Genomic DNA, 26,961 nt, shown 5'->3' with positions numbered 1-26,961 from the left:
TTCTCAACGGTAAACCGTCAGCGCCAGGGCGCCGAACAGACAGGTAAACAGGCTCAGGCGCAGCAGCGCCGGGTGCCAGAAGAAGCGATACAAATCGAACCCGGACAGGAACCGGTCCAGCGCCCAGGCCAGCGCGGCAGCGATGAAAAACATCAGAGTCATGGTCGGCATGTACACGCCGTGGAAGGCAATTTCACGCGGCATGTTCAACTCCTTTGACATAGGCATAGAGCGGCGATTGCGGGTCGAGCAACGAGGTGCGGATGAAGTGCAGATAACTCTTCACCCGCCGTAACGCCGACGTATCGAAGTGCGGGGCGAACGGTTCATCGGTGGCTTGCACACGGCTGATCGCATGGTCCACGGCGATCAACCCGCGCTCGAGATTGCTCTGGCTCGGCTGCAAAAACAGCCGCACCAGCGAACGCCCCATCACCCGGATCGCCTGACGCCACGGCTGGGATTCGGCATACGCCGGATGCACCGGCAAGATCGCCTGTTCCTTGCGCAACTCGATGATCGCGTGGCCGACCTCCAGCACCACGAACATCCAGCGCAGCAAATCCCGCTGCACTTGCGGCTGGCCCACCGCCAGGCCATAGGCCTGGTGCAGCAAATCCCGGGTACGACTTTCAAAACTCGACCCCAATCCCTTGAGCTTGCCGCTGATCGCGTACACCACTTGCTCGCGCAGATCCTGCTCCAGCCGCCGCCACAACCAGCGGCTGTTGGGCGGCAGGATGATCGCCCCGGCGGCGGCGCACACCAGCATGCCGAGGACCATGGCGATGTAGTCGTTGATAAAGGTGTAGGGGTTGTAGACCGTGAGGTTGTCCGGCACCGAGCCGGTGCTGAAGAAGATCAGCAACCCGAGGCCGACCCCGGCGTATTGCGGGCGTGAAGTGAGGAACGAACCGAGCACGATTACCGGCGCGAGCATCACGCACAGCAAGGGAAAACCATCGATCCACGGGAAGATGAAAAACATCTCGACGAAGCCGATCAGCGCCCCGAGCAAGGTGCCGCACGCCATTTGGAACGCCATGCGTTTCGGGTTCGGCGTCGCCGCAGAAAGGCCCACGGTGGCGGCGGCAATCAACGTCATCGTCGCCCCGCTCGGCCATGCAGTGGCGACCCAGTAACTGCCGAGCACCACCAGAATAAACGCCGCCCGGATCCCCGACGCCGCCGATGCCAGCCAATTGGTTTGCGGGGTGAACGGCTCGTCCCATTGCTCCCGCGCATGACTGTGATCGGCGAGGGACGCGTGGGTCTGTGCATAACTGTGCAGGTCATCGACAAAGCGATAGAGCAATTCATACGCAGTGTGGAAATCCAGTTGCTCGGCGTCGCTCGGATCGCTCTCCTGGAACGTCGCGCGCAAGCGGCGCACCCGCGCCGGCAAGCCTTCCTTGTATGCGGTCAGCGCCGTGACCAACCGCGCGGCATCGGCGTTGGTCAATGCGCGGCCGCTGAAGCCGTCGAGCAATTCCGCGAGGTCCTGCAAACCGGGTTTGATCGCTGCCACCACGTGGTCCGCATCGCTGCTGCGCAGGCGTTCGAGCAATTGATGCAAGGCGTTGAAGCGGGTGGTGATGCTCATGAATTCGCTGTTCAGGCGACTGAGCCGACCGTTGCGCCGGCGCATGTGCGGGTCTTCGAACACCGTCACGCTGCGCAAGCCTTCCAGGCCCACCGCTTCGGCGATAAAACGCACGTTGCTTGCTTCAAAGGCTTCGCGTTGGCTGCGCCCACGCAAGCCGTCGGTGACGAACAAGGCGAACACGCCGAAGCGCTGATACAAGGCGTTGCGCATCGCGGCACTGGCGGTTTGCGGCAGGATCGCGGCGCTGATCAGGGTCGAGCAAATAATCCCCAATGAGATTTCCAGCACCCGCCAGACCGCCGCCATAAACGCGCCGTCCGGGTGCGCCAACGCCGGCAAACCGACCATCGCAGCGGTGTAGCCCGCGAGCACAAAACCATAGGCGCGGAAGTTGCGATAACGCGCGGCGCCGGCCGTGCACAGGCCAACCCAGATCGCCAACGAGCCAAGGAACAGTTCGGTGTTCTGCGCAAACAACGCGATCAGCAACACCATCACCGCCGACCCGGCGAGGGTACCGAGGAAGCGATAAAAACTCTTGGCCAGCACGTGGCCGCTTTGCGGTTGCATGACGATGAACACGGTGATCATCGCCGTGCGCGGCTGCGGCAGCTCCAGGCGCATGGCCAGCCACAGGGTCAGGAACGCCGCGAGCAGCACCTTGAAAATGTAGACCCAAGTCACGCCATCGCTGCGCGCCCAGTCGTAGAAGCCACGGCGCCATTCGAGGGAGTAGAGCCAGCGCAGAGGTGCGGGCAAGGGAGTCATCGATTCCTGCTCATTGATATTTCAGTCGGGCCGGGACCCTGTGGGAGCGGGCTTGCTCGCGAAAGCGGTGTGTCAGTCAGCATCTGCATTGCCTGACACGCCGCATTCGCGAGCAAGCCCGCTCCCACAGGTTTTGTGTTCACTTCAGAAGTGCCGGGGTTTTCGGTGCGGCGGTCTGGCTGTCGGTCGGCACATCACTGCCAGCACCCAATCCACCACCCAACGCCGTGACCAATTCCGCATGCGCACTCAACCGCGCCGCCTGAACCTGTTGCTGCACCTGCTGCTGTTTGAACAACAACGTCTGGGCATTCAGCACGTTGAGGTAATCCGTGAGCCCACGCTGATAAGCGATCATCGCGATGTCGTAGGTCTTCTGCGCCGTGGCCACGGACTCGGCGGCGAAGGTTTGTTGCTTGTCCATCGACTCGCGGCGGATCAACTGGTCGGAGATGTTCTTCAGCGCATTGACCAGCGTCTGGTTGTACTTGGCCACGGCGATGTCATACCCGGCCGAGGCTTCGCCCAGTTCCGAGCGCAAACGGCCACCGTCGAAAATCGGCAACGAGATCGCCGGGCCGACGCTGTAGTTGAGCTTTTTGCCGGTCAGAAACTCCAACGCCCCGCCGCCCGTGGCCATGTAGCCGAGGCTGCCGACCAGATCGACGTTGGGGTAGAAACCAGCGTGTGCTACATCAATGCCTCGGGCCTGAGCCGCGACTTGCCAGCGACTGGCGACCACGTCCGGGCGCTGGCCGAGCAATTGCGCGGGCAGCGACGACGGCAGTTTCAGCGCCGCCCCCAATGACAGCGTCGGCCGCTGCAACTGCACGCCCTCCCCCGGACCTTTGCCCGCCAACGCCGCGAGTTGGTTGCGGCTCAGGGCGATTTCTTCGTCCAGGGCATCGATCTGGCGATGGGTTTCCGGCAGCGGCGTTTCGGCCTGGCTGACTTCGAAATGCGTACCGATCCCGCCGTTCAAACGTTTTTGCGCGAGGTCGAGGATCTGCTGTTGCTGTTTCAACGTCGCGGCGACGATGTCCCGTTGCGCGTAATGCAACGAGAGTTCGATGTAGGCGCGCACGATGTTGTTCTGCAATTCGAGCTGGGCAAGGCGCGCTTCGGCAGCGCTCATGTGCGCCATGTCCACGGCGCGCTCAGTGGCGTTGCTCTCGCGGCCCCAGAGGTCGAGTGCATAGCTGAAGCCGAGCGCGGCGTTGTTGTCCCACGTGGTCGTATTGGAGAGTTCGCCAGGGCCGTAGAACTGGTCCGTCGGCCAGTTGTGGCGCTTGAGGGTCGATTCGCCGTTGATCTGCAGCGACTCGGCGGCCTCGGCAATGCCGGCCATGGACTTGGCCTGACGCACCCGGGCGGTGGCCATGGCCATGGTCGGGCTGCCTTGCACGGCGAGGTCGATCCAGCGGTTCAGTTGCAGGTCGCCATAGGCCTGCCACCATTGCGCGGTGGGCCAGTGTGCGTCCTGTGCAGCGTTCTGGATGGCTTCGTCGGTGGCCAGCGAATCAGCCTCCAGCGCCTTGCCCTGCGGGGCAATACCTCCGGTACCGATGCAGCCGCTGATTGCCAGGGTTAAAGCCAAAACACTGAGCGTCTTGAGCGCTCTGTTGATGCGACGCGGCACTGCTGCAAATTCCTGAGATGGGGGGAGGCACGAAATATTCCGGGACCGGGCACCGCATCCCCTGTGGGAGCGGGCTTGCTCGCGAAAGCGGTGTGTCAGGCGACATCATCATTGACGGATACACCGCATTCGCGAGCAAGCCCGCTCCCACAGGTATTGATGTTCCTGCGGTGGCCGCAATTCTAGGGGTGGGCCTTGTTGGCGATAAGCTGGGATTCCTGTGAATCTTTGTTACCGTTACTGCGATAATCCCTTGGTCGGGGTCTCAGACTCTGAAACTTCGTGTCACAATTTGCCATCGAACCCGAGAGCACCCCATGGACACCTTGCAAAACATGCGCGCCTTCAGCTACGTGGCCGAGGCCGGCAGTTTCACCGCCGCCGCCGTGCAACTGGACACCACCACGGCCAACGTCTCGCGCGCGGTCTCCAACCTGGAAGCCCACCTGCAAACCCGTCTGCTCAACCGAACGACTCGCCGCATCGCCCTGACCGAGGCCGGCAAGCGTTACCTGCTGCGTTGCGAGCAGATCCTGGCCTACGTCGAAGAAGCCGAAGCCGAGGCCAGCGACGCCCACGCCCGCCCCGCCGGCCAATTGAAAGTGCACACCATGACCGGCATCGGCCAGCACTTCGTGATCGATGCGATCGCCCGCTACCGCAAGACTCACCCAGACGTGACCTTCGACCTGACCATGGCCAACCGCGTTCCGGACCTGCTGGACGAGCGTTACGACGTGTCCATCGTGCTCGCCAGCGAACTGGCGGATTCGGGTTTCGTCTCCCAGCGGCTGGGTATCACCTACAGCATCGTTTGCGCTTCTCCGGCGTATGTGAAAGCCAACGGCTGCGCACAAAAACCCAGCGACCTGCTCAACCACGCGTGCCTGCGCCTGGTGAGCCCGGTGATCCCGCTGGAAAAATGGACCTTCGACGGCCCTGAAGGCCAGGAAATGGTCACCATTAACAGCTCACCGTTTCTGGTGAACTCCGCCGACGCCATGAAAACCGCGATCACCAGCGGCATGGGCGTGGGCGTGCTGCCGGTGTACGCGGCGATCGAAGGGCTGCGCAACGGCACGCTGGTGCGGATGATGCCGAACTACCGCTCGCAGGAACTGAACCTGTACGCGATCTACCCGTCGCGCCAATACCTGGATGCGAAGATCAAGACGTGGGTCGAGTACCTGCGCGGGTCGTTGCCGGAGATTCTGGCGGCGCATCAAGCGGAATTGACGGCGTATGAATTGAGCGGAAGCCTGGCCGGGGCACGGTTGGCGAATTGAGCTACGGACGGTCCTACAAACTGCGGATTTCCTCGGACGTTTCCGACGTGTTTTGACGGTTGTTGTGTGGGAAGGGAAGTGGATAGGCTTTGGGGGTCACTGACGCATCAGTGACCGGGTCTGGAAAACCCGAATCGATACCTCACCTCAGCACATGGCATACTGCGGCGCTTTTTTCTGCTCCCAATGTTATGGCGGCTGTGCGCGGGAGACCTTCGGGTCTGCCGGGTTTTTGGTGAGGTTTGCCGGTTTTTCCAGTCCGCGCACGGCTGCCACCTTTCGTCTGGAAAACGAAAGTGGCAGCTCCATAACCTCACGATGGAGTAGCCCCCCTTATGTTCAAGCCAACACCGAATCCCCCTCACACCCCCAGCCACCTGTTCCAGGTCGCCCCCAACGCCACCAACGAAACCCTGATGGTCTACGCCAGCGAAACCCTCGCCTCGGCCAGCGTCATGGCCAGTGACCTCGCCGGATTTGTCGAAGGCACTCACCGCAACACCCTGCTCGGCATCCAGCAAGTCATCATGCTGGCTGAACTCTCGGTGAACCGGATGCTGGACAACCTCGACCCGCAAGATTGACCACGCCTGCCTTGTGGGAACAAGCCTGCTCCCACAAAGGTTCTTCAGCAAACACAACACCCGCGAACGACCGATATCCCCTGTGGGAGCGGGCTTGCTCGCGAAGGCGATTTAACATCCCGCATTAATGTTGACTGATACCCCGCCTTCGCGAGCAAGCCCGCTCCCACAGTTGATCCTCGTACGCCTGGGCACTCGCGCAAAACCCGCGAAGAATGTTAGCGTGCTTGGCATTCACCACCGCCCGCCGAGCTGCTTCCCATGAAAAAAACCGTCCTCGCCTTCAGCCGCGTCACCCCCGAAATGGTCGAGCGCCTGAAGCAAGATTTCGACGTGATCGTGCCAAACCCGAAAAATGGCGATATCAACGCCCAGTTCAACGAAGCGCTGCCCCACGCCCACGGCTTGATTGGCGTCGGTCGCAAACTCGGCCGTGCGCAACTGGAGAACGCCGCCAAACTGGAAGTGGTGTCCAGCGTGTCGGTCGGTTACGACAACTATGACCTCGCCTACTTCAACGAACGCGGGATCATGTTGACCAACACCCCGGACGTGCTCACCGAAAGCACCGCCGACCTGGCCTTTGCGCTGCTGATGAGCAGTGCCCGCCGCGTGGCCGAACTGGACGCCTGGACCAAGGCTGGCCAGTGGCAAGCCACCGTCGGCGCGCCGCTGTTTGGCTGCGATGTGCATGGCAAAACCCTGGGCATCGTCGGCATGGGCAACATTGGCGCGGCCATTGCTCGTCGTGGTCGGTTGGGGTTCAACATGCCGGTGATCTACAGCGGTAACAGCCGCAAGACCGAACTGGAACAAGAGCTCGGCGCGCAGTTCCGCAGCCTTGATCAGTTGCTGGCCGAAGCTGATTTCGTCTGCCTGGTGGTGCCGCTCAGCGAGAAGACCAAACACCTGATCAGCCATCGCGAACTGGCGCTGATGAAGCCGAGTGCGATCCTGGTGAACATCGCGCGCGGTCCGGTAGTGGACGAACCGGCGCTGATCGAAGCGCTGCAAACCAAGCGGATTCGCGGCGCTGGCCTGGACGTCTACGAGAAAGAACCGCTGGCCGAGTCGCCATTGTTCCAACTGAAAAACGCCGTGACGTTGCCGCACATCGGTTCCGCCACCGGTGAAACCCGCGAAGCCATGGCCAACCGCGCCCTGGTTAACTTGCGCAGTGCCTTACTGGGTGAGCGACCGCAGGATCTGGTGAACCCGCAAGTCTGGAAAGGCCAATAAAAATAACGGGCAGGTCTATAAGACACCTGCCCGTTCTTTATTAACGCTTAAAACTTAGAACTCAATACACACCTTGAAAATCAGTCCATCACCAAAAAACTGATACCCACTATAGACTCCGCGCCATTCACTCGACTATCACGAGTACTCGCTACGGAGAGTTCACACATTGAATCACCTGACCACAGATCAACTTATCAGATACAGCAAAGCCTTGCTCATGGCAGCGTTCAGCTTTTTCGGATTGCTCGTAATGATCAGCAACTTTACCGACTACCCGTCCAATTATGAATATGTCGGTCATATCCTGAGCATGGACACCACCCGAGAGAATGCCAACATAAGTTACCGCGCTATTACATCGCCGATGCTTCATCACCGCATTTACTGGATCATCATTACCCTGGAAGTGATGTATACCGTTTATTGCCTGATGGGCACTTATCAACTGTTCAAATATATAAATGCTCCGGCTGACGATTTCCACGAGGCTAAAAAGCTTTCAATCGTGGGTTTGTTGATTGCCCTGTTTATCTATTACATCTGCCTGCAATCGATCGCTGTCGAATGGTTCGACATGGATGAATCACAGACCTGGAATATCAAGGACTGGGCTCGGCATATTGTCGATTTCATTTTGCCCTCGTTGATTTTCCTGGCCCTGAGGACCGAGCGCTAAGGCTTGTGCGCTCGATCTTCAAACCGGTTCAGGCCAATTTGCCGTTGCCCTGCACCATCGGCGCCCTGGGTTTGCGAAAGACTAATACGTTACCCAGCATTACCAGCACCAGCCCAACCAGCGCTGGGGCGGTCCATTGATAGCCTTCGACGAATGCCGAGACATTCAGCGCCACCACCGGAAACAACACCGTGCAGTAAGCGGCACGCTCCGGGCCCATGCGCCCGACCAGCGTCAGGTAGGCGGTGAAGCCGATCACCGAACCGGGGATGACCAGGTACAGCAGCGAGCCGATGTAGCGGGCATTCCACTCGATGTCGAACGGAATGCCTTTGACCAGGCACCACACCGACAACATCGCCGCGCCATAGGCCATGCCCCAGGCATTGGTGGTCAGGGGTTTGAGCCCGGCCTTCTGTTGCAGGCTCGACAGCATATTGCCGGCCGAGAAACACAGCGTTCCAAGCAGGGCCAGGGCCAAACCGAGCAAGGTTTGCGGGCTGGCGGTGTGGCCGACCAGTTCCGGCCAGAACAACAGGCCAAGCCCCAGCAACCCCAACGCGCCGCCCATCAGTACATTGCGGGCAATTTTCTGCCCGAAGAACACCCGCGCATTCAGGGCGTTCCACAATGTGGCAGTGGAAAACACCACGGCGACCAGGCCGCTGGGGATCCATTGGCTGGCGGTCAGGAAGCACATGAAGTTGACGCAGAACAGGCACAAGCCCTGGGCCAGGCAAATCAGGTGCCCGCGACGGTTCATCACTTGCAGGCGCCGACTGAGCAGCAACATGACAAACAACACCAGCGCGGCGAGGCCGAAGCGATAGACGATCGACACCGGAATGGCCACCACCCCCAGTTGCCACTTCAAGGCAATCCAGGTGGTGCCCCAGATCAGCACGGTCATCAAATACAAAGACAGGTTCATGGCAAAGGCTCCTCAATAGGTGCCCAGTGTCGGGTGCAAGCGCCATGGCGCACTTGCATAATCTTGCGCTTTTGTCGGCGCACAGGCTCGCAGGCCAACGCTACGGAGTAGGATGCAAGACGTTGGAGAGAACGATCATGCCCACACTGGAAACGCTGCAAGTCTTTCAAGCCCTCAACCGCTCGCCCAATGCTCGTCTGGAGCACAGCGCCGAGCTCGGTGACGGCATGGCTGCAGCCTTGTGGAGCAATCATCACGACGCTCAGGACTACGAAGCGCCGAGCCACCACACCCTCTCCTGCTACATCGCCGGCGGCACCGGAACCTTTCGCCGCGACCAGCCCGGCAACAAGGGCGGCCCGAACAAGTTGTGCATCCTGCCGGCCGATCATCAGTCAGGCTGGGTCATCAATGGTGATATTCGCCTCGCCCACCTGTATTTCAGCCCCGAGCAATTCGCCCTCGGCTGCGTCACGCTGCTGGACCGCGAACCGCGCGAACTGCAATTGCGCGAGGGCACCTTCATCGACGATCCACAACAGGCCCGGCGCTTTCGGCAGATGCTCACCCTCAATTGGAATGAGCCCGGCGAACGTGTGCTCACCAGCACGCTGGCCCACGAAATGCTCAGCCATGCGCTGTTGAATCAGGTCGGTGCGCGTCAGGGCTTGCGGCTCAAGGGGGGATTGGCCGCGCATCAGCGCCGGCAGTTGGTGGAATTCATCAACAGTCAGTTGGCCGAACCCATCAGCCTCGGCCAACTGGCGGCGTTATGCGCGTTGTCGGAATACCACTTCGCGCGGATGTTCCGCGAGACCTTCGGCCTGCCGCCGCACCAGTATGTCCTGGCGCGGCGCCTGACCCGGGCCCGCGAACTGCTGCGCGGCACCCCGCAACCCTTGGGCGATATTGCACTGGCGTGCGGGTTTGCCAGTGCGAGTCATTTCACCAATCGGTTCCGGCAGGTGCTGGGCGGGACGCCTGGGGAGTATCGGTTGGCGTTTTTGCGGTAGACATCGGGCGGTGGGGTGTCATTGAGATCTCCCCCTCTCCCTAACCCTCTCCCCAGAGGGGCGAGGGGACTGATCGGGTGGTTCTTTCGAGTTGCATCGACCTGAGATATCGAGTCGAGCTCAGGATTTGAAAGCCATAAAGATCGGCTCCCTTTCCCCCTCTCCCCTCTGGGGAGAGGGCTGGGGTGAGGGGTGGCTTTTGATCCAGCCCTAGAACTCCAGAGTGCTGGAAAGAGACACCTGCCGCGAATCCCCCATCGATACAAAGAACCGGCTCGCTGCCGAGGTGTAGTAAGTGCGATCAAACAGGTTCTTCACGTTGAGCTGGAACTTGACCTTCTGCCCTTCGACTTTGGTGTCGTAGGTGGCGAAGGCATCGGCCACGGTGTAGCCCGGCAGGTCGAAATCATTCGGTGCATCCCCTGCCCTCTCGCCGACATACCGAGCACCCGTACCGACCCTCAATTGATCGCCACCAACGATGGTGCCGAAGTCGTAGACCGCCGACAGCGAGCCGCTGTTCTTGGCCACGTTTTGCAGTTTCTTGCCTTTGTAGTCGGGGTCTTCGGTGACTTCGGCATCGGTGTAGGCGTAGCTACCGATCATGCTCCAGCGGTCGCTGAGCTGGCCGGTCAGGTCGATTTCCAAACCACGGGAACGTACTTCGCCGGCGGCGCTGTAGATCGTGGTCGGGCCTTCGGCGTTGGCGATCAGCACGTTGCGTTTCTTGATGTCGAACAGCGCGATGTCACCGGTGATACGCCCCGGCATGTCGAGCCGCGCGCCGATTTCCCAGGACTTGGCTTCTTCCGGCGCGATGCTGCCGTCGAGCACCACGGTGCTGCCGCTCAGCGGCGCGATGGTCGAGTTGGGTTTGAACGATTCGGTGTAGCTGCCGTAGAACGACAGTTCATCGGTGTAGCGATACACCAGGCCGGCGCGGGGCACGAACTTCTGGCCGTTGTTGTCGGTGTTGGCCCGGAACGGCACGCCTTTGCCGGCGTACTGGTCGTATTCCTGGAAGCGCCCGCCGGCCACCAGAATCCACTGGTCGGTGAGGTGAATCGAGTCCTGGGCGAAGATCGAATCGCTGCGCAGTTCATCGGTCTGGGCGCTGTCGGGTGCGCTGACGGTAGTGCCGGCGACTTCGCGGCCATACACCGGATTGACGTAGCTGAAGGTGGTCAGGCTTTTCTGGCGGATCAGGTCTTCGCGGTAGATCTTGCGGTACTCGTCATCGACGCCGAACACCAGGTCATGCTGCATGCCCAATACATTCACTTTGCCTTCGAGGCTGGCAGTGGTGAAACGGTCAGTGCTGATGGCGTTTTGCGTGCCGTCCATGCTTCGCGTCAGCGTGCCTTTCTTGGTGTCGATGGCGGTGACGCGCACCTGGCTGGCGTCGTAGGTTTCGCGGTTCCAGCTGTAGCCGAAGTGGGCTTTCCAGTTGTCGTTGAGTTCGTGATCGGCCTCGAAGTGATAGAGGTCCGAACGTCCTTCCATGTTGTTGAACGGCTCGTCGAGGCGCTCGTTGCGCGAGATGTCCAGCGGGTGGTTGGTGCGCGGGTCGATGATCGTGCCACGGTCGAATGGGGTCAGGAATTCCCGGTGTTCGTAGGAAAACAACAGCTTGGTGCTTTCGCCGAACCAGGCCAGGGACGGTGCCAACAGGGTTTCGCGGTGGGTGCCGAAGTTGCGCCAGTAGTCTTCGTCCTCGTGGTCCAGGACCATGCGATAGGCCAGCCCGGAATCGCCCAGTGCACCGGTGCTGTCGAGGCTGCCGCCGCTGCCGTTCTTGCCGTCGCCGTAGGTCGAGCCACGCAGGGTCAGGGCGTTGTATTGAGTCAGTTCGGGTTTCTTGCTGACCATGTTGACCACGCCGCCCGGGTCCTGAATGCCGTAGAGCAAGGACGCCGGGCCTTTGAGCACTTCGACTCGATCGACGGTGGCGTTCATGCCACGGCCCTGCACGATCGGCATGCCGTCGCGCATGATCGAGCCGTTGCGGTTGTCGCCGAAACCGCGGGTCATCACCGAATCCTGGGTGCTGGCCAAAGTGTTGCCCTGGGTGATGCCGCTGACATTGGCCAAAGCGTCATCCAGATTGCGCGGCGCCTGGTCGCGGATGACCTGGGCCGGGATCACGTTGATGGTCTGCGGGGTTTCCTGAAGCAACGCCGAGCTGCGCATCACCGAACTGGTGGGTGGCGGCTGGTAGCTCATGGTTTGATCCATCACCGAAGTGATGGTGGTCGCGCCCAGGTTCAGGGTGCCTTCGCTGGGCACGGGTTCGAGCGCCAGAGTGTGGGCGTCGGTGCGGCGGAAGGTGAAACCCGAACCGCTGAGCAAACGCTGGATCGCCTGTTCGGCGCTCATCTGCCCATTGAGTGCCGGGGCATTGAGGCCGTAGGGCGCTTCGTCGGTGTAGACCACGCTGATGCCGGTGATGCGGCTGAAGTCGCTCAGGGCCTGGGGCAGCGGTTTGGCGGCCATGGCAAAGTTGAATGGCGTGCGCTGCTGCGTACTGGCGGTTTCAGCGGCGATGGCCACGCTCAGCGGCAGCAATGCCATTGCCGAAAAACTCAGCGCCGAGGCACCGAACCATTGTTTGACCGAACCCGATTTTGCCCTGGACTTCATTGCTCATGACCTGTGTAGAACCGCTACGGGATGCGAATGACTCGCAGTTTCAGTCACTACACGGATGGGGGTCGGGTTTACCTCATCATTATTTTGAAAATTTTTTCCGAAGATCAAAAGATCGCAGCCTTCGGCAGCTCCTACAGGAGTATGCATTTCCCTGTAGGAGCTGCCGAAGGCTGCGATCTTTTGACTTTGCTTCACCGCAAAATAATCAAATGCCCCATCACACTGTGCTGCTCAAACCCCATCACCCCCTGCAACGAACTCAGCACCGCCTGCGGATCCTTGCTCGGAAAACTCCCGCTGACCCGCCGCGCCGCCAGTTCATCATTGAGCACCAGGATTCGCCCCGGGTAATAACGGCGTAAATCCTCCACCACCTCCGCCAGGCTCGCCTTGTAGTAATTCAGCCAACCCTGGCGCCAGGCCAGTTGCGCTTCACTGTCCACGGCACGCAGTTTTTCCGCCGAGCCTTCGCCGTAAGCCACTTGCTGGCCAGCGGTGAGGATTTGTTGCTCGGCGTTACGATCCGCCGTCACCCCAACCCGCCCGGACAACACCGTCACTTGCGCGCCATGGGGCTGCAAACGCACTTCGAATTGCGTGCCCAACACCCGCGCCTGGCCCTTTTCGGCCTCCACCACAAACGGATCGCCGGTGTGGGTCACGCTGAAAAAACCGGCGCCGCGACGCAATTGCACATGCCGTTCGCCACCGCTGAAATCCACGGCAATCGCGCTGTCGGCATCGAGGGTGACTTGGGTTTTATCCGCCAGGGTGATGGTGCGGATTTCCCCCGGCGCCGAGACATAGTCCGCGCCCAGATCATCGGCCCAACGCAACGGCTGCCAACCCGCGCCGAGGCTGACCATCAGCAACAGGCACGCGGCCATCGCCAACGCCCCGGACCAGCGCCGCACATTGGGGCGCCGCGAGCGGTTCATCGCGTTGAGATAACCCTGCAGGGCAAACGCCTCTTCATCGGCCAGTTTGCGCGCCGGCACTTCGCTTAACTCCCACACCACTTGCGCCTGGGCATACGCCTCGGCATGGGCCGGGTCTGCCTGCAACCAGTGGCTGAACGTGAGTTGATCGCCACGGCTGGGCTGATCGTGCAACAGGCTGAGCCAGGCGAAAGCGGCCTGTTCCTGGGCGGGCGTCGGGGTGACGCGTTCGGCGTGGTTCACGGGGCTTTCCCTGGCGTGCGCGGTTCGGGTTCCCGCAGACTGGCCTTGCAGGCGTCGAGGGCGCGCATCATATGTTTTTCCACGGCACTTTGGGACAAACCCATGGCCTTGGCGATCTCGGCGTACTTGCGACCGTGAATGCGGTTGAGCAAAAAAATCTGCCGCGTACGCTCGGGCAAGGCGCGCAATGCGGCTTCGACGTGACGCAAATCGTTGCCCGCTTCCAGCGCGGCTTGCGGTTCGCTGCCCTGGCTATCCGGCGCATCGGGCATCCAGCCTTCGTTGACCCGCACCCGCGTGCCTTCGCTGCGCAGATGGTCGATGGCAATGTTGCCAGCACAGCGCAGCAGATAGGTGCTGAGCTCTTCGACCTGCACCAATGGCCGACGCCAGAAGCGCAGGAACAAATCCTGCACCAGGTCCGCCGCCGTCGCCCGGCAACCGACGCGCCGACTCACCAGCGCTTCCATCTGCGAACGCTGGGACAGGAACACCTGGAGAAAATGCGCGCGGGCGCCACGATGTTCATCGTCATGGGATTCCGGAGGGCTGGCGATCATCAGGTCAATACTGCGCAAACGGGGCTGGCGAGCAGGCCCAATGCCGCCAATGACAGGGCCAGACGCGGGCGATACGGCAGCAACAAGACGAGTAGCAATCCGCTGAGCATCAAAACTGCAAACCACTCCACCAATCCAAGACCCCAACCGGTCGCGGACACCGCTGCCCACAACGACAAGCTCAATAGCAGCCAACCACCGAGCCGCATCATGAGTCGACGCCGGGCCGAGGGTTTGCGCCCGAGCAGGTCGGCGTGATGCCGATCCATCGACAGACAGAGCGCGGTAAATCCGCCGTAGCACAGCAACAGGGCCAGCAGCATTCAGGTCGCCTCGCGCTCAAGGGTGACAGGACGGGCACGCGCTCGGGTGACCGGTTCAGTGCGCCCCGAACGCTGCATTTTCCACGCGGCCCAGGCCAGGAACAGGCCACTGCCCAAGCACGTCAGGTCGAAACCGGCCATGGCCCAATCGCCTTGGCGCAGCGAAACGCCCAAGTGATACGGAGAAGTCAGCGCGTTGAGCAACGGCACCGCGCAGAACAACAGCGCCGCCAGCGTCAACTGCTCGACCCACGCCGCGCGGCCAGGGCGGAGCATGGCATGCAGCACACTCAGGCCCCAGACGATGAAGAAACTGTTCTCTTCCCAATGCGCCCGTTCCGCCATCCCTACCGGGAACAATCGATTGGCCCAGAAGAACGCCGCCACGGCGATCACCAACCCCGACATGCTGGCGATGTTCAGCACTTCCACCAGGCGCAACTCGAACGGCATCACACCGCTTTTCGCATGTCGGAGCTGACGCTTGCCGAGCCAGATCACCAGCCCGGTGCCGATCATCGCCGTGCCGGCCAAGCCGCAAATGAAGTACAACCAACGCAGCACCGGACCGGCGAAATGGCCCATGTGCAAACCATAGAAACCGCCGGCAATCGCCATCGGAATCGGCTGCTCCGGAGTCTCGTTCAGTAGCTGGCCGGTGACGCCGTTGAAGGTCAGTGCGCGGCCAAAATCGTAGACCACGCCGTCGGCGCCATCGCGTTCCAGCACCACCGAGGCATTGGCATCACCGGGATTGTTCACCGCCAGACTGCCAACCCGCCCGCCCGACCATTGCTCGCGGGCCTGTTCCAGCAACGCTGCCAGCGGCGCCAATTGGCCCGGCTGACCTGCGGCGGTCGGCGTGCTGGACGACGGGAACACTTCATCGAAAAACGCTCCGGTCTGACCTTTGTACGAAGCAAGGATGCTGGCCGGCATCACCATCGACATGAAAATCACCAGGCTGCTGTAGGTGATCATCAGGTGAAACGGCAACACCAGCACGCCCACGGCGTTATGCCCGTCGAGCCAGGAACGCTGGCCCTTGCGCGGGCGGAAGGTGAAGAAGTCCTTGAAGATTTTCTTGTGGGTGATGATCCCGGTGATCAGCGCGACAAACATCAGCATCGCGGCGATGGTCGACAACCAGCGGCCCCACGGGTAGGGCATTTGCAGCTCGAAGTGGAAACGGTAGAAGAACTCGCCGCCCAGGGTGGCCCGGCCCTGCACTTCGGCGCCGGTCAGTGGATCGAGGGTCTTTTTGCTGAACTGGCCACGCTTGCCCGGTTCGGCCGGGGCTTGCTGCCAGCGCACGTTCAGGCCCGGTTCACGGGGCGTCGGCAAGTCGATAAGCCAGCGCGATGCGTTGGCGGCATGCTGCTGTAGATAGTGTTGCGCCACGGTCAGGCTGGCTTCGGAGGACACCGAACGCGCAGGAATCTCCGGCTGCATCCAGTGAGTGGTCTCAGCCTTGAAATACGCGAGGGTGCCGGTCAGGAAAATCGCGAACAGCAACCAGCCGAAGATCAAACCGACCCAGGTGTGCAGCCAGGCCATCGCCTGACGAAAGCCCTCTTTCATGGCTGGCCCGCCCAGTACGCCAGCCCGCAAATCGCGCCCAGCACCAGGCTCGGCACGATCATGCCGAACCACGCCCGCCAGGCACTGCGGCAGGCAAAGCACCAGAGCACCGCCACCAGATAAGCCAGAAACGAGGTCATCATCCCGGTGATCACCGTTTCGGCGCGCGCCATGGGCAGCAACAGGCTCAGGCTGACGCTGGCCAGCGCGGCGACGACATAACCGCCCAGCACGGCAGCCAATCCCCGCGAGGTAACCGCCAGTCGGTAGGAAACGGGGAGCGTGCTGTTCTTGCCTTTCATGGTTCGACCTTGAAACCGGGTGAGGCCCGTGAACGTCGCAGGGCCAACAAGCGCGCAATATTAATGATAAATATTCTCATACGCAAAAGAGATCCGATTGCCGGATGCGCGACGACGCCTTTACAATGCGAACAATTCTTGTTCTCTAACGTATCCGTATGTGTCGGAGTGGTTCTGTTGCAGCCCGCCAATCCCGTCGAAGTCCTCTATCACGACCATCACAACTGGCTCACCGGTTGGTTGCGGCGCAAGCTTGGCTGCCCGGACAGTGCCGCCGACCTGGCCCAGGACACGTTCATGCGGGTGCTGACGGCCCGGGAAACCCCACAGATCATTGAGCCGCGCGCGTTCCTGACCACCATCGCCAAACGCGTGCTGTTCAACCATTACCGTCGTCAGGACCTGGAGCGCGCCTACCTCGACGCCCTGGCGCAGATGCCGGAATGCTTCGCGCCGTCGGAAGAGGAACGGGCGATCATCCTGCAAACCCTGATGGAGTTGGACCAGTTGCTCGACGGTTTGCCACGCCTGGTCAAACGCGCCTTTTTGCTGGCGCAAGTCGATGGCCTGACGTATCCACAGATCGCCGCCGAGCTGGGGATTTCCATCGCCACGGTCAAGCGGCACCTGAATAAAGCGGCGATGCGCTGCTACTTCGCCCTATGAACCCGCCGCCAGACTTTTCCTCCCGCGTCGCCGAGCAAGCGGTGCACTGGCTGCTGGAAATGCAGCAAGGGCCGCTGAACCCGCGCCAGCAACACGCCTGGCAGCAGTGGCACGACGGGCACAGCGAACATCAGCGGGCATGGGAGCATATTCAGCGGGTTAATCAGCGGTTGCGCGGGGTGTCCTCGCCCCTGGCTCACGCGGCATTGAATGCGCCGAAGTCCGGCAGCCGTCGTCAGGCGTTGAAGCTGCTGCTGATTCTCGGCGCCGGTTCGGCCGTCACGTGGGGCATGCGCGAGCACAATCCGCTCACGCCGTTGCTGGCGGACTATCGCAGCCCGGTCGGTCAGCGGCGCAAAGTGGCATTGGGCAATGGCAGCCAGTTGCAACTCAATACCGCGACGTCGGTGGATGTGCGCGCTGACGGTCTGATCCGTTTGCTCGAAGGCGAGGTGCTGCTGACTGCCGCTCGGAGTTTTGAAGTGCGCACGGCTCAGGGTTTGTTGAAAACCCAGGGCGCGCGGATGAACGTGCGGCAATTCTCTGACCGGACTCAAATTGCGGTGTTTGAAGGGCGGGTCGAATTGACGCCCGACGGCGGTACTCCGTTGTTGCTGCAAAGTGCCCGGCAGTTGAGTTTCGGGCCTCGTGGCATCAGCAATCCCCTACCCCTCGACGCCAACAGCGGTGCCTGGGCTGACGGAATGCTGGTGGCGGCGCATATGCGTCTTGGGGATTTTCTGGATGAGCTGGGTCGTTATCGTCGCGGGCAGCTTAGTTGCGATGCGAAGGTGGCGGATTTGCTGATCTCCGGGACATATCCGCTGGATGACAGCGAGCGGATTCTGCAGATGCTGGAAATCAGTTTGCCGGTGAAGGTGCGGCGGTTTACGCGGTATTGGGTGACCGTTGAGGCGAAGGTTTAGAAGCAAGATCAAAAGATCGCAGCCTTCGGCAGCTCCTACGCGCCTGTGGGCGCTGCCGAAGGCTGCGATCTTTTGATCTTAAAAAAAAGATGAGCCGTTTTTCAGATCTGGCGTGACAGAGAAGGAAAGCCCCCTTGATTCCACCTTCTCAGGATCGTCGTCCATGCAACCCACCCGCCTCACTCCGCTGCGCCAACTCCTGCTGGGCGTCAGTTTGAGCTTCGCCGCTGCCTCCATTACCCAGGCCGCCGACGCCAAGCCGTACCACATCGCCCCGTCATCCCTGGAAAACGCGCTCAACCAGTTCGGCCGTGAAGCCGGGGTGCTGATTTCCTTTGGTTCGCAAGTCACCAGTGACGTGAAAAGCCGTGGCCTGGAAGGCAACTACACGACCGAACAGGGTTTGAACGCGCTGCTCGAAGGCACCGGCCTGCAAGCCCGAGCCGAGGGCAACAATGCCTTCAGCCTGCAACCGGCGGGCGATGCCGCGCTGGAGTTGGGCACCTCGACGGTGGTCGGCGACTGGCTGGGTGATGCCGCGCAGATCAATGTGTTCGAACACCCTGGCGCCCGGGACGTGATCCGTCGCGAAGCGTTCGAACGCCAGGGCGCGACCCAGGCCAAGGACGTGCTCAACCGCATCCCCGGCGTCAACGCCCCGGACAACAACGGCACTGGCAGCCATGACATGGCGCTGAACTTCGGCATCCGTGGCCTCAACCCGCGCCTGGCCTCACGCTCCACGGTGTTGATGGACGGCATCCCGGTGCCGTTCGCCCCTTACGGCCAGCCGCAGTTGTCGTTCGCGCCGATCAGCATGGGCAACATGGACGCGGTGGACGTGGTGCGCGGCGGCGGCGCGGTGCGTTACGGGCCGCAGAACGTCGGCGGCGTGGTCAACTTCGTGACCCGGGCGATTCCGGATGAGCCAACGGTCAAGGGCGGCTTCCAGACCGAAACCAGTCCGTCGTCCAGCCATGACGGCTTCAAGACCACCGGCAACCTGCTGGCCGGCGGCACTGCCGATAACGGCCTGGGCGGCGCGCTGCTGTACTCCGGCACCCGCGGCGGCGACTGGCGTGAACACAGCGATACCGAAATCGATGACCTGATCCTCAAGGGCAAGTACCAGCTCGACGAGGCCAACAGCTTCAACGCCATGGCCCAGTATTACGAAGGCAAGGCTGACATGCCGGGCGGCCTGAACGTCGCCGATTACGACGCCGACCCGTACCAGTCCACGCGCCCGAAAGACCAGTTCTGGGGCCGCCGCACGATGTTCAATGTCGGCTATCGCTATCAGGAAGACCGCCGCGAGTTCACCGCCAACACCTTCTTCACCAAGACCCTGCGCAGCGGTTATCTGGATCAGGGCACGTTCCTGTCGCTGTCGCCTCGTGAGTATTGGGTCCGAGGCCTGGAAACCCGTTTCGCCCAAGGCTTCGATCTCGGCCCGACCAGCCATGAAGTCGGCGTCGGCTATCGCTACATCAACGAGGCCGGCCACGAACTGCGCTACCGTGCGCCGATTGCCAGCAATGACCTGCCGACCACCGACAGCCGCAATGACCGCGATACCCGTGGCGGCACCGAAGCCAATGCGTTCTTCGTCGATGACCGGATCGACATCGGCAAGTGGACCCTCACGCCGGGTATCCGCTACGAGATGATCGAGTCGCAACAGACCAACAACCTGACCAACGTGAAGTACAAGGGCGACTACAACACCGCGCTGCCGGCGCTGAACGTGCTTTATCACCTGACCGACAGCTGGAACCTGTACGCCAACACCGAAGGTTCATTCGGCAGCGTGCAGTACAGCCAGATGCCTAACCGCGTGACCAGCGGCGAAGTCAAACCGGAGAAGGCCCGGACCTGGGAACTGGGAACCCGTTACGACAACGGTGCGCTGCGTGCGGAAATCGGCGCGTTCCTGATCAACTTCGACAACCAGTACGAAAGCAACCAGACCAACGACTCGGTGATTGCCCGTGGCGAGACGCGCCATCAAGGGATCGAGTCGAGCATCAACTATGCCCTCGATGACTTGAGTCCGGCCCTGGCCGGTTTCGATGCGTACGCCACCTATGCCTATGTGGACGCGACTATCCGTGAAGACGGTCCGAACAAGGGCAATCGTGTGCCGTTCTCCTCGAAACACAAAGGCACGCTTGGCGTCGGTTATACCGAAGGGGCGTGGAAGCTGAACCTGGACAGCAGCTACCAGAGCGACCAGTTCGCCGACAATGCCAACACCTCGAAAGAAAGCGCCGACGGCAGCACCGGGCGCATTCCGGGCTACATGTTGTTCAGCAGCCGCGCGGCGTATGACTTCGGGCCGAGGTTGTCGGATTTGAACGTGGCGGTGGGGGTCAAGAACATCCTCAATCACCAGTACTTCACCCGTTCGTTCGATGACAACAACAAGGGCAAGTACGTGGGGGAACCGCGGACGGTTTATGTGCAGACGTCGGTGGCGTTCTAAGCAACGAAGATCTCGCAACGATGCGACCTGTAGCAGCTGTCGAGCACCGCGAGGCAGCGTTCGGCTGCGAAGCAATCGTAAACCCTGAGCACGCGGTTTGCCTGAATCACCGCATTGCCTGATTTTGCGACTGCTGCGCAGCCGAACGCTGCCTCGCGGTGCTCGACAGCTGCTACGAGGATTGCATGCGGTTGAGGTGCACAAACAAAAACGGGCCTGCTAAGCAGACCCGTTTGTCAGTGGAAAGGTAAACAGTGAATCAGGCCTCAGCCGTTTTGCGCAGCCTGTTCGTTTTCGAGAAATTCTTCTTCCAGCAGCACGTCAGCATGTGCGCCCCGTTCAAATGGGACTACAGCGGCACGTGGTTTGCCCCGCAGTTTGCCGAACAGATGGTCCAGTGCATGTTCCAGTTTGGTGGCCGCCCCGTCGATCGCTTGTTCAAGGGTATCGGCTTTATGGGTCACAGAGATGGGTTGGTGGCCTTTAGGCCGCGCCTCCAGCTGGCAGCGCATGTCATGCGGGCCGGGCTTGTCGCCATTTTCGTCCCGCAGGTGAACCTCGACGCGGGTCAGGTCCTCTTCGTAACGTTCGAGCGTGCTCTCAATGGTAGTACGTACCCACTCCTCCAGTCGGATGCTGCTTTGAATATGGTTATCACTGTTGACTTGGATTTGCATAGTTCATCCCTTATTTCAGCTAGCTCGCGAGAGGCCGGTCGGCTAGCCCTTGGGCGTCATCACCGTGACCTCTTACTTACACAATCGGTCTGTGCGCAGAACATTTCAACCCCTAAAAAAAGATAAATATGGATTCGCAAAAAAAGCCGGACAACGGCCAAAAGCGCTGTTAAGGTCGGGAGTTGGGTCGCAACGCTTCTTTGTCACAATTGCTCACATCTGCTGCTCCGCCAGTGGATGCAGACTCCGGAAAATCCCCGCCTCCTCCACCAGCCAGTCATGCACCGCACGCACGCCCGGATGGCTCAACGCCCCCGGCGCGTAGAGCAACACGTAGCGTTTGTGATTCGGCACCGCCAAGCCAAACGGCACGATCAACGTCCCCCGCTCCAGCTCATCGTTGAGCAGCGTTCGCCGCGCAATCGCCACGCCCATGCCGGCAATCGCCGCTTCGATGGTCAGGTGATTGCGATTGAAGGTGTGCCCGCGCCGCACGTCAGCGCCTTCGAAGCCGATGGCGTTGAGGTAAAACTCCCATTCCGCGTACTCGTAACTGCCGCGCCAGGCGGTGATGTCGTGCAGCAACGGAAAGTGCACCAGGTCCGCTGGACCGTGCAGCGGCGGGCGGCCGCGCAACAGGCTCGGGGCGCAGACCGGGAAAATCTGTTCGTCGAGCAAGGCTGTGGATAACAAGCCGGGATAACTGCCGTCGTTCAAATCGATGGCTAGGTCGAAATCGCCCTCGTGCAGCGGCACGCTGCTGTCCTCGGCCACCAGGCGCAACTGAATGTCCGGAAAACGCTGCTGCAAACGCGGCAAGCGCGGGGTCAGCCATTTGCTCAGGAACGATGGAATCGAACGCAAGCGCAAAATCCCGCTGATCATTCCGGCGTCCAGTCGTCGCAATTCGGCGTCGATGCTGCCGTAAGCCTCGTTGACGGTGATGGCCAGTCGCTGGCCTTCGGCGCTCAGTTCCACGCCGCGAGCGCGCCGGTGAAACAGGCGAAAGCCCAGGCGCTCTTCCAGTTGTCGGATTTGTTGGCTGACCGCACCCGGCGTGATGTGCAGTTCTTCGGCGCAACGGGTGAACGACAAGTGCCGCGCGGCACAGGAAAACACGTGCAACCAGACGTAAGTCTGGGCGTGTAATTGACGACTCATCGTTTAGTCCTGCTAAAGGCTGTCTTAGGAAGTTTCGTTGGTCACGTAGGACCGAGGTGGGCAGTATCGCCGACATTGCGCTTGTCCTACAAAAATGGCAGCGATTTCTCCTCCATTGCTTGTATAGGCTTTAGCATGGCTATCAGTGTTTTCGATCTCTTCAAAGTTGGCATCGGTCCGTCCAGTTCCCATACCGTCGGCCCGATGCGCGCCGCCGCGACCTTCGCCCAGACCCTGATTGACCAGCAATTGTTGGACGACGTACGGCGGGTGGAAATCCGACTCTACGGTTCCCTTTCGGCTACAGGCGTCGGTCACGCCACCGACCGCGCCTGCGTCATGGGCCTGATGGGTGAATGGCCGGACAGCATTGATCCGACCTCGATCGATTCACGGATCCAGCAACTGCGCGAAACCGGCGAACTGTCCCTCGCCGGCCAATCGACCATTGCCTTCAACTGGCAACGCGATCTCCTGCTGCTCGACGAGAGCCTGCCCTACCACCCCAACGCGATGTCTCTGACAGCCTTTGGCGAAACCGGAGAGCTGTACGAGCAAACGTACTACTCGGTCGGAGGTGGTTTCATCATCGAAGCCGCCGAAGCAGAGTCCGGTATCGCGCCGACCAGCGACGTGGTGCTGCCGTACGATTTCTCCAGCGCTGCCGAATTGCTCAGGCTCTGCAACCAGCACGGTTTGCGGGTTTCCGAATTGATGATGGCCAACGAACGGGCCTGGCGCAGCGAAGCCGAGATCCGCCAGGGTCTGTTGCACATCTGGTCGGTGATGCGCGAGTGCGTCGAACAAGGCCTGCTGCACGAAGGCATCCTGCCCGGCGGTCTGAATGTTCCGCGCCGCGCAGCGAAATTGCACCGCAGCCTGTTGGAAATCGGCAAACCGAATGTGATCACTTCCACGCTGTCCGCGATGGAATGGGTGAACCTGTTCGCCCTCGCCGTTAACGAAGAAAACGCCGCCGGCGGACGGATGGTTACAGCACCGACCAACGGCGCGGCGGGGATCATTCCGGCGGTGCTGCACTACTACATGAAATTCAACCCGGACGCGTCGGACGATGACGTGGTCGCGTTCTTTCTGGGTGCGGCGGCCGTCGGCATTCTGTGCAAGAAAAACGCTTCGATCTCCGGCGCCGAAGTCGGTTGCCAGGGCGAAGTCGGCTCGGCCTGCGCCATGGCCGCCGCCGGGCTGGCCGACGTGCTCGGCGCGACGCCGGAGCAATTGGAAAACGCCGCTGAAATCGGCCTGGAACACAACCTCGGCCTGACCTGCGACCCGGTCGGCGGCCTGGTGCAGGTGCCGTGCATCGAGCGCAACGCGATTGCGGCGGTGAAGGCGATCAACGCCACGCAAATGGCCCTGCGCGGCGACGGCAAACACTTCATTTCCCTGGACCGGGTGATCCGCACCATGCGCGATACCGGCGCCGATATGCAGGACAAATACAAAGAGACTTCACGAGGCGGCCTGGCGGTGAGCTGGGTGGAGTGCTGATCTGCATTCCCTGACCTTTTAAAACGTGAGCCCGAGCAAGAACAATAACGAGGCCAAAAACGATGACCGATGTACGTACACCTACTGCCGATAATCCTGCTGTAGACCTGACACGCGATACCGAAACTGCCCACAAAGGCTGGAGCAAATTCGACACCACCTGGATGCTTGGCCTCTACGGCACGGCGATTGGTGCTGGCACATTGTTCCTGCCGATCAACGCCGGTGTCGGTGGTTTCTGGCCGTTGTTGATCCTCGCGGTGCTGGCGTTCCCGATGACGTTCTTCGCCCACCGTGGCCTGACCCGTTTCGTGCTGTCCGGACGCTCGGGGGACATCACCGAAGTGGTGGAAGAACATTTCGGCATCGGTGCCGGCAAGCTGATCACGCTGCTGTATTTCTTCGCGATCTTCCCGATTCTGCTGGTGTACAGCGTGGCGCTGACCAACACCCTGAGCAGTTTCATGGAGCACCAGTTGCACATCGCCCCGCCGCCCCGGGCGATTTTGTCGCTGGTGCTGATCCTCGGTTTGATGGCAATCGTGCGCTGCGGTCAGGGCGTCATCGTCAAATGCATGAGCGTGCTGGTTTACCCGTTCGTCGCGGCGTTGTTGCTGCTCGGTGTCAGCCTGGTCCCGAACTGGAACGGCGCATTCTTCGCCACCGCCAGCGAAGGCATGCCACTGCCGTTGTTCTTCAAGACGCTATGGCTGGCGATTCCGGTGATGGTGTTCTCGTTCAACCATTCGCCGATCATCTCCGCCTTCGCGGTCGAGCAGAAGCAGCGTTACGGCGAGCAGGCCGAGCGCAAGAGCAGCGGCATCCTCGCCATCGCCCACGGGATGATGGTGGTGACGGTGATGTTCTTCTGCTTCAGTTGCGTGCTGGCGCTGTCGCCGGCTGATTTGGCAGCCGCCAAGGCGCAGAACATCTCGATCCTGTCGTACCTGGCCAACCACTTCCAGACCCCGGTCATCGCTTACGCCGCGCCGTTGATTGCGCTGGTGGCGATCACCAAATCCTTCCTCGGTCACTACATCGGCGCCAGCGAAGGCTTTCAGGGCCTGATCGTGAAAAGCCTGCGCGGCCGTGGCCGGGTGATGTCGTCGAGCTGGCTGAACCGCGTGACCGCGCTGTTCATGATCCTCAGTTGCTGGGCCGTGGCCACGTTCAACCCCAGCATCCTCGGCATGATCGAAACCCTCGGCGGGCCGATCATTGCGTGCCTGTTGTTCCTGATGCCGATGTACGCGATCCGCCGCGTGCCGGCCTTGCGCCAGTACTCCGGGCAGGCCTCGAACGTGTTCGTGGTGTTGATCGGCCTGATTGCACTGTCAGCGATCATCTATTCATTCCTGCCCTGAATCGGGCAGTTAAAAAGAAGGCGGGCCTCAGTGCTCGCCGCTTTTTTGCCGCGATCATTGTTCGACAGTTTTCCCGGCATGGCCCTTGCTACATCCTATGCAGGAGCTGCCGAAGGTTGCGATCTTTTGATCTTCGGCGCCGCTGAAAACGCTAAAGATCAAAAGATCGCAGCCTTCGGCAGCTCCTACGCGACATGGATGAAAGCGCATGAACATGGAATGCCGATGGTCTGGTATGGCGAACCAACCCGATCATGGCCGGTCAACAACTGCACGTTCAATCAGGCGGTGACGCATTATGGACAACCCTTTTCAGCTCATTACCGATGCCTTTGCACCGGATTATCAGATCAACCTGAGCATTCAGGGCCTGGACGGCAGCATCATGCTGACCCTCTCCAACAGTGGCCGAGTGGTGGCCAAACGCATGATCAGCGCCGAGCAACGCAATGACCCCAAGCGCCTCAAGCGCCTGGTGCAAAGCATTCAATTCGGCATCGCCATCGAACAGGGCCACAGTGCCGTGGCCATCCTCGAAGCCATGACCGACGGCGACAATCGCAACCTGCCGCCGCCGCCACAAGTCAAAAACCACAGCCCGCTGGCCGTGCGCCTTTAAATCTCGCCCTTCTCCACCTCGGGATATTCACCGGAGCCCGCGCCGATCTTGCGCTGCGGGTTTTCGATCTTCACCGATGGAAATTGCGACGAGGCGTAACGCACCACCAGAATCGAAAACGCCAACAACAGAATCCCGCCGCACAGGTAAATAATGCCGATGTCCGGCGGGTTGTGGTGTGAGACGTTGGAGATCAGCAACCTCGTCAGCGCAGTGATCGCCACGTAGATCAGGAAGCGCACCGGCATGTGGTTGGTCTTGAAGTAAATCCCGACCATCGCGCCCAATTCCAGATAGATGAACAGCAGCAGGATGTCATCGATCTTGATGTGCCCCGCTTCGATCATCTGCAAGAACTCCATCACCGCCGCCCACGCGGTGACCGCACCGATGGCGAACAACGCCAGGTAATGAAAAGTCTCGACCAACAGATTGCCCAGGGACTCGGCCAGTTGATGCACATTTTGCCGCAGATTCTCGGCCCAGTTGATTTTCACGATGATTGTTCCTTAGCTCGGTTCGAGCGGATGATGCGGGTTGGACGTGACGGTTGATCTGCATGCAGAAAAAAGGCCAGAGACCGCCGCAACATGATGGCGATGTGCTCTAAAAGCCGCGCCGTGGCGTTTGGTCGCACCCTTGAGGGAGCGAGCGTGCTCGCGAAAGGCATGACACGGTGCTCCTCACAAACGCCACTTTCGGTCTACATTGAAATGCCACTACCCAAAGCGCAGGGATTCGCTTATCCTTTTCGCTGTATATAGATACAGTAGTCGCAAAGACAACTTAATGTGAAGGCATGTGAGGTGGTGAATGGCCGTCGAAGTGGTATACCGCAGCAGCCGAGATCTGGAGCGCTTGTTCATGGATAAAGCCGAAGCTGACCGTCATGACAAAATGCTCGAACTGGCCGAATTGCTGGCTGAAGTGTTGCAAAAAGCCGTGCCGTCCCTGAGCGAGCAGCAAGTGGAAGAAGCCGGGATCTACATGGCGAAGAACCGCGATGTGTTCGCCAAGGCGTTCAAGAGCCAGCCGGACGCCTTGTCCGAATTGCTGAGCGCGCCGGCTGAAGTGGTTGAACCTGTAGAGGTGGCTGAAGCCGCCGAGCCGGTCAAGCCTGCCAAAGCAGTCAAAGCCGTCAAGTAAGCAACGCCCGAATTGAATAGGCCCTGAGTCGAATGGCTCAGGGCCTTTTTCATGTTGGAAGATC

At 60.7% G+C, this 26,961-nt stretch carries 24 protein-coding genes and 2 pseudogenes; 13 read left to right on the top strand and 13 right to left on the bottom strand.

What is annotated here, in order from left to right; genetic code table 11:
* Nucleotides 1-3: 3 nt before the first annotated feature.
* Entirely contained in the window at nucleotides 4-204 is a 201-nt protein-coding gene (locus HB680_RS17005; RefSeq protein WP_007896379.1) for a DUF1656 domain-containing protein, read from the bottom strand.
* The gene (locus HB680_RS17000; protein ID WP_213939762.1) at nucleotides 194-2,374 is read right to left on the bottom strand and encodes an FUSC family protein; all 2,181 of its coding nucleotides are present in this window, start codon (nucleotides 2,372-2,374) and stop codon (nucleotides 194-196) included. The genes HB680_RS17005 and HB680_RS17000 overlap by 11 nt, the downstream gene beginning before the upstream one ends.
* Between HB680_RS17000 and HB680_RS32850 the strand changes: the two are divergent.
* A pseudogene (locus tag HB680_RS32850) lies at nucleotides 2,373-2,507 on the top strand (metal ABC transporter ATP-binding protein); the annotation flags it as partial. The gene HB680_RS17000 and the pseudogene HB680_RS32850 overlap by 2 nt on opposite strands.
* Nucleotides 2,508-2,513: 6 nt before the next feature.
* On the opposite strand, the gene HB680_RS16995 reads toward HB680_RS32850, so the two are convergent.
* Complete coding sequence (locus tag HB680_RS16995) at nucleotides 2,514-4,013, bottom strand: efflux transporter outer membrane subunit (protein ID WP_213939761.1); 1,500 nt, start codon at nucleotides 4,011-4,013, stop codon at nucleotides 2,514-2,516.
* 317 nt (nucleotides 4,014-4,330) lie between these two features.
* Here HB680_RS16995 and HB680_RS16990 point away from each other — a divergent pair, with 317 nt between their 5' ends.
* The 4 genes from HB680_RS16990 to HB680_RS16975 all read left to right on the top strand — a co-directional run bounded on the left by HB680_RS16990 (nucleotide 4,331) and on the right by HB680_RS16975 (nucleotide 7,801).
* On the top strand, nucleotides 4,331-5,299 hold the full coding sequence (locus HB680_RS16990) for a LysR family transcriptional regulator (RefSeq protein WP_213939760.1): 969 nt from the start codon (nucleotides 4,331-4,333) through the stop codon (nucleotides 5,297-5,299).
* Between the two features lie 335 nt (nucleotides 5,300-5,634).
* Nucleotides 5,635-5,883 carry a DUF6124 family protein gene (locus HB680_RS16985; protein ID WP_213939759.1) on the top strand — a complete coding sequence of 83 codons (249 nt, stop codon included), beginning with the start codon at nucleotides 5,635-5,637 and terminating at the stop codon, nucleotides 5,881-5,883.
* A 261-nt stretch (nucleotides 5,884-6,144) separates the two neighbouring features.
* On the top strand, nucleotides 6,145-7,122 hold the full coding sequence (locus tag HB680_RS16980) for a D-glycerate dehydrogenase (protein ID WP_213939758.1): 978 nt from the start codon (nucleotides 6,145-6,147) through the stop codon (nucleotides 7,120-7,122).
* A gap of 169 nt (nucleotides 7,123-7,291) precedes the next feature.
* Nucleotides 7,292-7,801 (top strand): DUF2165 domain-containing protein, encoded by a 510-nt coding sequence (locus HB680_RS16975; RefSeq protein ID WP_213939757.1) that lies wholly within the window; start codon nucleotides 7,292-7,294, stop codon nucleotides 7,799-7,801.
* A 28-nt stretch (nucleotides 7,802-7,829) separates the two neighbouring features.
* On the opposite strand, the gene HB680_RS16970 is transcribed toward HB680_RS16975, so the two are convergent.
* Nucleotides 7,830-8,732 carry a DMT family transporter gene (locus HB680_RS16970; RefSeq protein ID WP_213939756.1) on the bottom strand — a complete coding sequence of 301 codons (903 nt, stop codon included), beginning with the start codon at nucleotides 8,730-8,732 and terminating at the stop codon, nucleotides 7,830-7,832.
* A 137-nt stretch (nucleotides 8,733-8,869) separates the two neighbouring features.
* Here HB680_RS16970 and HB680_RS16965 point away from each other — a divergent pair, with 137 nt between their 5' ends.
* Nucleotides 8,870-9,745, top strand: a complete 876-nt coding sequence (locus tag HB680_RS16965) for an AraC family transcriptional regulator (protein WP_213939755.1) — start codon at nucleotides 8,870-8,872, stop codon at nucleotides 9,743-9,745.
* A 210-nt stretch (nucleotides 9,746-9,955) separates the two neighbouring features.
* Here the strand turns inward: HB680_RS16965 and HB680_RS16960 are convergent, their stop codons facing one another.
* The 6 genes from HB680_RS16960 to HB680_RS16935 all read right to left on the bottom strand — a co-directional run bounded on the left by HB680_RS16960 (nucleotide 9,956) and on the right by HB680_RS16935 (nucleotide 16,341).
* Nucleotides 9,956-12,385 (bottom strand): TonB-dependent receptor, encoded by a 2,430-nt coding sequence (locus HB680_RS16960; protein WP_213939754.1) that lies wholly within the window; start codon nucleotides 12,383-12,385, stop codon nucleotides 9,956-9,958.
* 200 nt (nucleotides 12,386-12,585) lie between these two features.
* A complete protein-coding gene (locus HB680_RS16955; RefSeq protein ID WP_213939753.1) occupies nucleotides 12,586-13,575 on the bottom strand; it encodes a FecR domain-containing protein in 990 nt (329 codons plus the stop codon).
* Entirely contained in the window at nucleotides 13,572-14,135 is a 564-nt protein-coding gene (locus HB680_RS16950) for an RNA polymerase sigma factor (RefSeq protein ID WP_213939752.1), read from the bottom strand. The genes HB680_RS16955 and HB680_RS16950 overlap by 4 nt, the downstream gene beginning before the upstream one ends.
* Entirely contained in the window at nucleotides 14,135-14,458 is a 324-nt protein-coding gene (locus tag HB680_RS16945; RefSeq protein WP_213939751.1) for a DUF3325 domain-containing protein, read from the bottom strand. The genes HB680_RS16950 and HB680_RS16945 overlap by 1 nt, the downstream gene beginning before the upstream one ends.
* Entirely contained in the window at nucleotides 14,459-16,039 is a 1,581-nt protein-coding gene (locus HB680_RS16940; protein WP_213939750.1) for a PepSY-associated TM helix domain-containing protein, read from the bottom strand.
* Nucleotides 16,036-16,341: a DUF3649 domain-containing protein gene (locus HB680_RS16935; protein WP_213939749.1), complete on the bottom strand. Its 306-nt coding sequence runs from the start codon at nucleotides 16,339-16,341 to the stop codon at nucleotides 16,036-16,038. The genes HB680_RS16940 and HB680_RS16935 overlap by 4 nt, the downstream gene beginning before the upstream one ends.
* Nucleotides 16,342-16,518: 177 nt before the next feature.
* Between HB680_RS16935 and HB680_RS16930 the strand changes: the two genes are divergently transcribed.
* The 3 genes from HB680_RS16930 to fecA all read left to right on the top strand — a co-directional run bounded on the left by HB680_RS16930 (nucleotide 16,519) and on the right by fecA (nucleotide 20,418).
* Nucleotides 16,519-17,007: a sigma-70 family RNA polymerase sigma factor gene (locus HB680_RS16930; protein WP_213939748.1), complete on the top strand. Its 489-nt coding sequence runs from the start codon at nucleotides 16,519-16,521 to the stop codon at nucleotides 17,005-17,007.
* A complete protein-coding gene (locus HB680_RS16925; protein WP_213939747.1) occupies nucleotides 17,004-17,933 on the top strand; it encodes a FecR family protein in 930 nt (309 codons plus the stop codon). The genes HB680_RS16930 and HB680_RS16925 overlap by 4 nt, the downstream gene beginning before the upstream one ends.
* Before the next feature lie 163 nt (nucleotides 17,934-18,096).
* Complete coding sequence (gene fecA / locus HB680_RS16920) at nucleotides 18,097-20,418, top strand: TonB-dependent Fe(3+) dicitrate receptor FecA (protein WP_213939746.1); 2,322 nt, start codon at nucleotides 18,097-18,099, stop codon at nucleotides 20,416-20,418.
* A gap of 266 nt (nucleotides 20,419-20,684) precedes the next feature.
* Here the strand turns inward: fecA and HB680_RS16915 are convergent, their stop codons facing one another.
* A complete protein-coding gene (locus HB680_RS16915) occupies nucleotides 20,685-21,095 on the bottom strand; it encodes an HPF/RaiA family ribosome-associated protein (RefSeq protein WP_149418217.1) in 411 nt (136 codons plus the stop codon).
* 213 nt (nucleotides 21,096-21,308) lie between these two features.
* Nucleotides 21,309-22,256: a LysR substrate-binding domain-containing protein gene (locus HB680_RS16910; protein WP_054049783.1), complete on the bottom strand. Its 948-nt coding sequence runs from the start codon at nucleotides 22,254-22,256 to the stop codon at nucleotides 21,309-21,311.
* Between the two features lie 135 nt (nucleotides 22,257-22,391).
* Here HB680_RS16910 and HB680_RS16905 point away from each other — a divergent pair, with 135 nt between their 5' ends.
* The 3 genes from HB680_RS16905 (at nucleotide 22,392) to HB680_RS16895 (ending at nucleotide 25,751) form a co-directional block, all read left to right on the top strand.
* On the top strand, nucleotides 22,392-23,768 hold the full coding sequence (locus HB680_RS16905) for an L-serine ammonia-lyase (RefSeq protein ID WP_213939745.1): 1,377 nt from the start codon (nucleotides 22,392-22,394) through the stop codon (nucleotides 23,766-23,768).
* A 62-nt stretch (nucleotides 23,769-23,830) separates the two neighbouring features.
* Entirely contained in the window at nucleotides 23,831-25,132 is a 1,302-nt protein-coding gene (locus tag HB680_RS16900; RefSeq protein WP_213939744.1) for an HAAAP family serine/threonine permease, read from the top strand.
* 298 nt (nucleotides 25,133-25,430) lie between these two features.
* A complete protein-coding gene (locus HB680_RS16895; protein ID WP_213939743.1) occupies nucleotides 25,431-25,751 on the top strand; it encodes a DUF3509 domain-containing protein in 321 nt (106 codons plus the stop codon).
* Here the strand turns inward: HB680_RS16895 and HB680_RS16890 are convergent.
* The gene (locus HB680_RS16890; RefSeq protein WP_213939742.1) at nucleotides 25,748-26,248 is read right to left on the bottom strand and encodes a phosphate-starvation-inducible PsiE family protein; all 501 of its coding nucleotides are present in this window, start codon (nucleotides 26,246-26,248) and stop codon (nucleotides 25,748-25,750) included. The two genes, HB680_RS16895 and HB680_RS16890, sit on opposite strands and share 4 nt — an antisense overlap.
* A gap of 316 nt (nucleotides 26,249-26,564) precedes the next feature.
* Here HB680_RS16890 and HB680_RS16885 point away from each other — a divergent pair.
* A pseudogene (locus tag HB680_RS16885) lies at nucleotides 26,565-26,804 on the top strand (YebG family protein); the annotation flags it as partial.
* Between the last annotated feature and the right edge of the window lie 157 nt (nucleotides 26,805-26,961).

The sequence above is a fragment of the Pseudomonas sp. dw_612 genome (genome assembly GCF_018449725.1).
Taxonomy (GTDB): domain Bacteria; phylum Pseudomonadota; class Gammaproteobacteria; order Pseudomonadales; family Pseudomonadaceae; genus Aquipseudomonas.
Note: the sequence above shows the minus strand (reverse complement) of the source record. Positions and strands in the feature narration are given on the sequence as shown.

Excerpts from the sequence above, each read along its gene's own strand:
- HB680_RS17005 (WP_007896379.1), bottom strand. The coding sequence starts at position 204 with ATGCCGCGTGAAATTGCCTTCCACGGCGTGTACATGCCGACCATGACT.
- HB680_RS17000 (WP_213939762.1), bottom strand. The coding sequence starts at position 2,374 with ATGACTCCCTTGCCCGCACCTCTGCGCTGGCTCTACTCCCTCGAATGG.
- HB680_RS16990 (WP_213939760.1), top strand. The coding sequence starts at position 4,331 with ATGGACACCTTGCAAAACATGCGCGCCTTCAGCTACGTGGCCGAGGCC.
- HB680_RS16985 (WP_213939759.1), top strand. The coding sequence starts at position 5,635 with ATGTTCAAGCCAACACCGAATCCCCCTCACACCCCCAGCCACCTGTTC.
- HB680_RS16980 (WP_213939758.1), top strand. The coding sequence starts at position 6,145 with ATGAAAAAAACCGTCCTCGCCTTCAGCCGCGTCACCCCCGAAATGGTC.
- HB680_RS16970 (WP_213939756.1), bottom strand. The coding sequence starts at position 8,732 with ATGAACCTGTCTTTGTATTTGATGACCGTGCTGATCTGGGGCACCACC.
- HB680_RS16965 (WP_213939755.1), top strand. The coding sequence starts at position 8,870 with ATGCCCACACTGGAAACGCTGCAAGTCTTTCAAGCCCTCAACCGCTCG.
- HB680_RS16960 (WP_213939754.1), bottom strand. The coding sequence starts at position 12,385 with ATGAAGTCCAGGGCAAAATCGGGTTCGGTCAAACAATGGTTCGGTGCC.
- HB680_RS16950 (WP_213939752.1), bottom strand. The coding sequence starts at position 14,135 with ATGATCGCCAGCCCTCCGGAATCCCATGACGATGAACATCGTGGCGCC.
- HB680_RS16945 (WP_213939751.1), bottom strand. The coding sequence starts at position 14,458 with ATGCTGCTGGCCCTGTTGCTGTGCTACGGCGGATTTACCGCGCTCTGT.
- HB680_RS16940 (WP_213939750.1), bottom strand. The coding sequence starts at position 16,039 with ATGAAAGAGGGCTTTCGTCAGGCGATGGCCTGGCTGCACACCTGGGTC.
- HB680_RS16935 (WP_213939749.1), bottom strand. The coding sequence starts at position 16,341 with ATGAAAGGCAAGAACAGCACGCTCCCCGTTTCCTACCGACTGGCGGTT.
- HB680_RS16925 (WP_213939747.1), top strand. The coding sequence starts at position 17,004 with ATGAACCCGCCGCCAGACTTTTCCTCCCGCGTCGCCGAGCAAGCGGTG.
- fecA (WP_213939746.1), top strand. The coding sequence starts at position 18,097 with ATGCAACCCACCCGCCTCACTCCGCTGCGCCAACTCCTGCTGGGCGTC.
- HB680_RS16915 (WP_149418217.1), bottom strand. The coding sequence starts at position 21,095 with ATGCAAATCCAAGTCAACAGTGATAACCATATTCAAAGCAGCATCCGA.
- HB680_RS16910 (WP_054049783.1), bottom strand. The coding sequence starts at position 22,256 with ATGAGTCGTCAATTACACGCCCAGACTTACGTCTGGTTGCACGTGTTT.
- HB680_RS16905 (WP_213939745.1), top strand. The coding sequence starts at position 22,392 with ATGGCTATCAGTGTTTTCGATCTCTTCAAAGTTGGCATCGGTCCGTCC.
- HB680_RS16900 (WP_213939744.1), top strand. The coding sequence starts at position 23,831 with ATGACCGATGTACGTACACCTACTGCCGATAATCCTGCTGTAGACCTG.
- HB680_RS16895 (WP_213939743.1), top strand. The coding sequence starts at position 25,431 with ATGGACAACCCTTTTCAGCTCATTACCGATGCCTTTGCACCGGATTAT.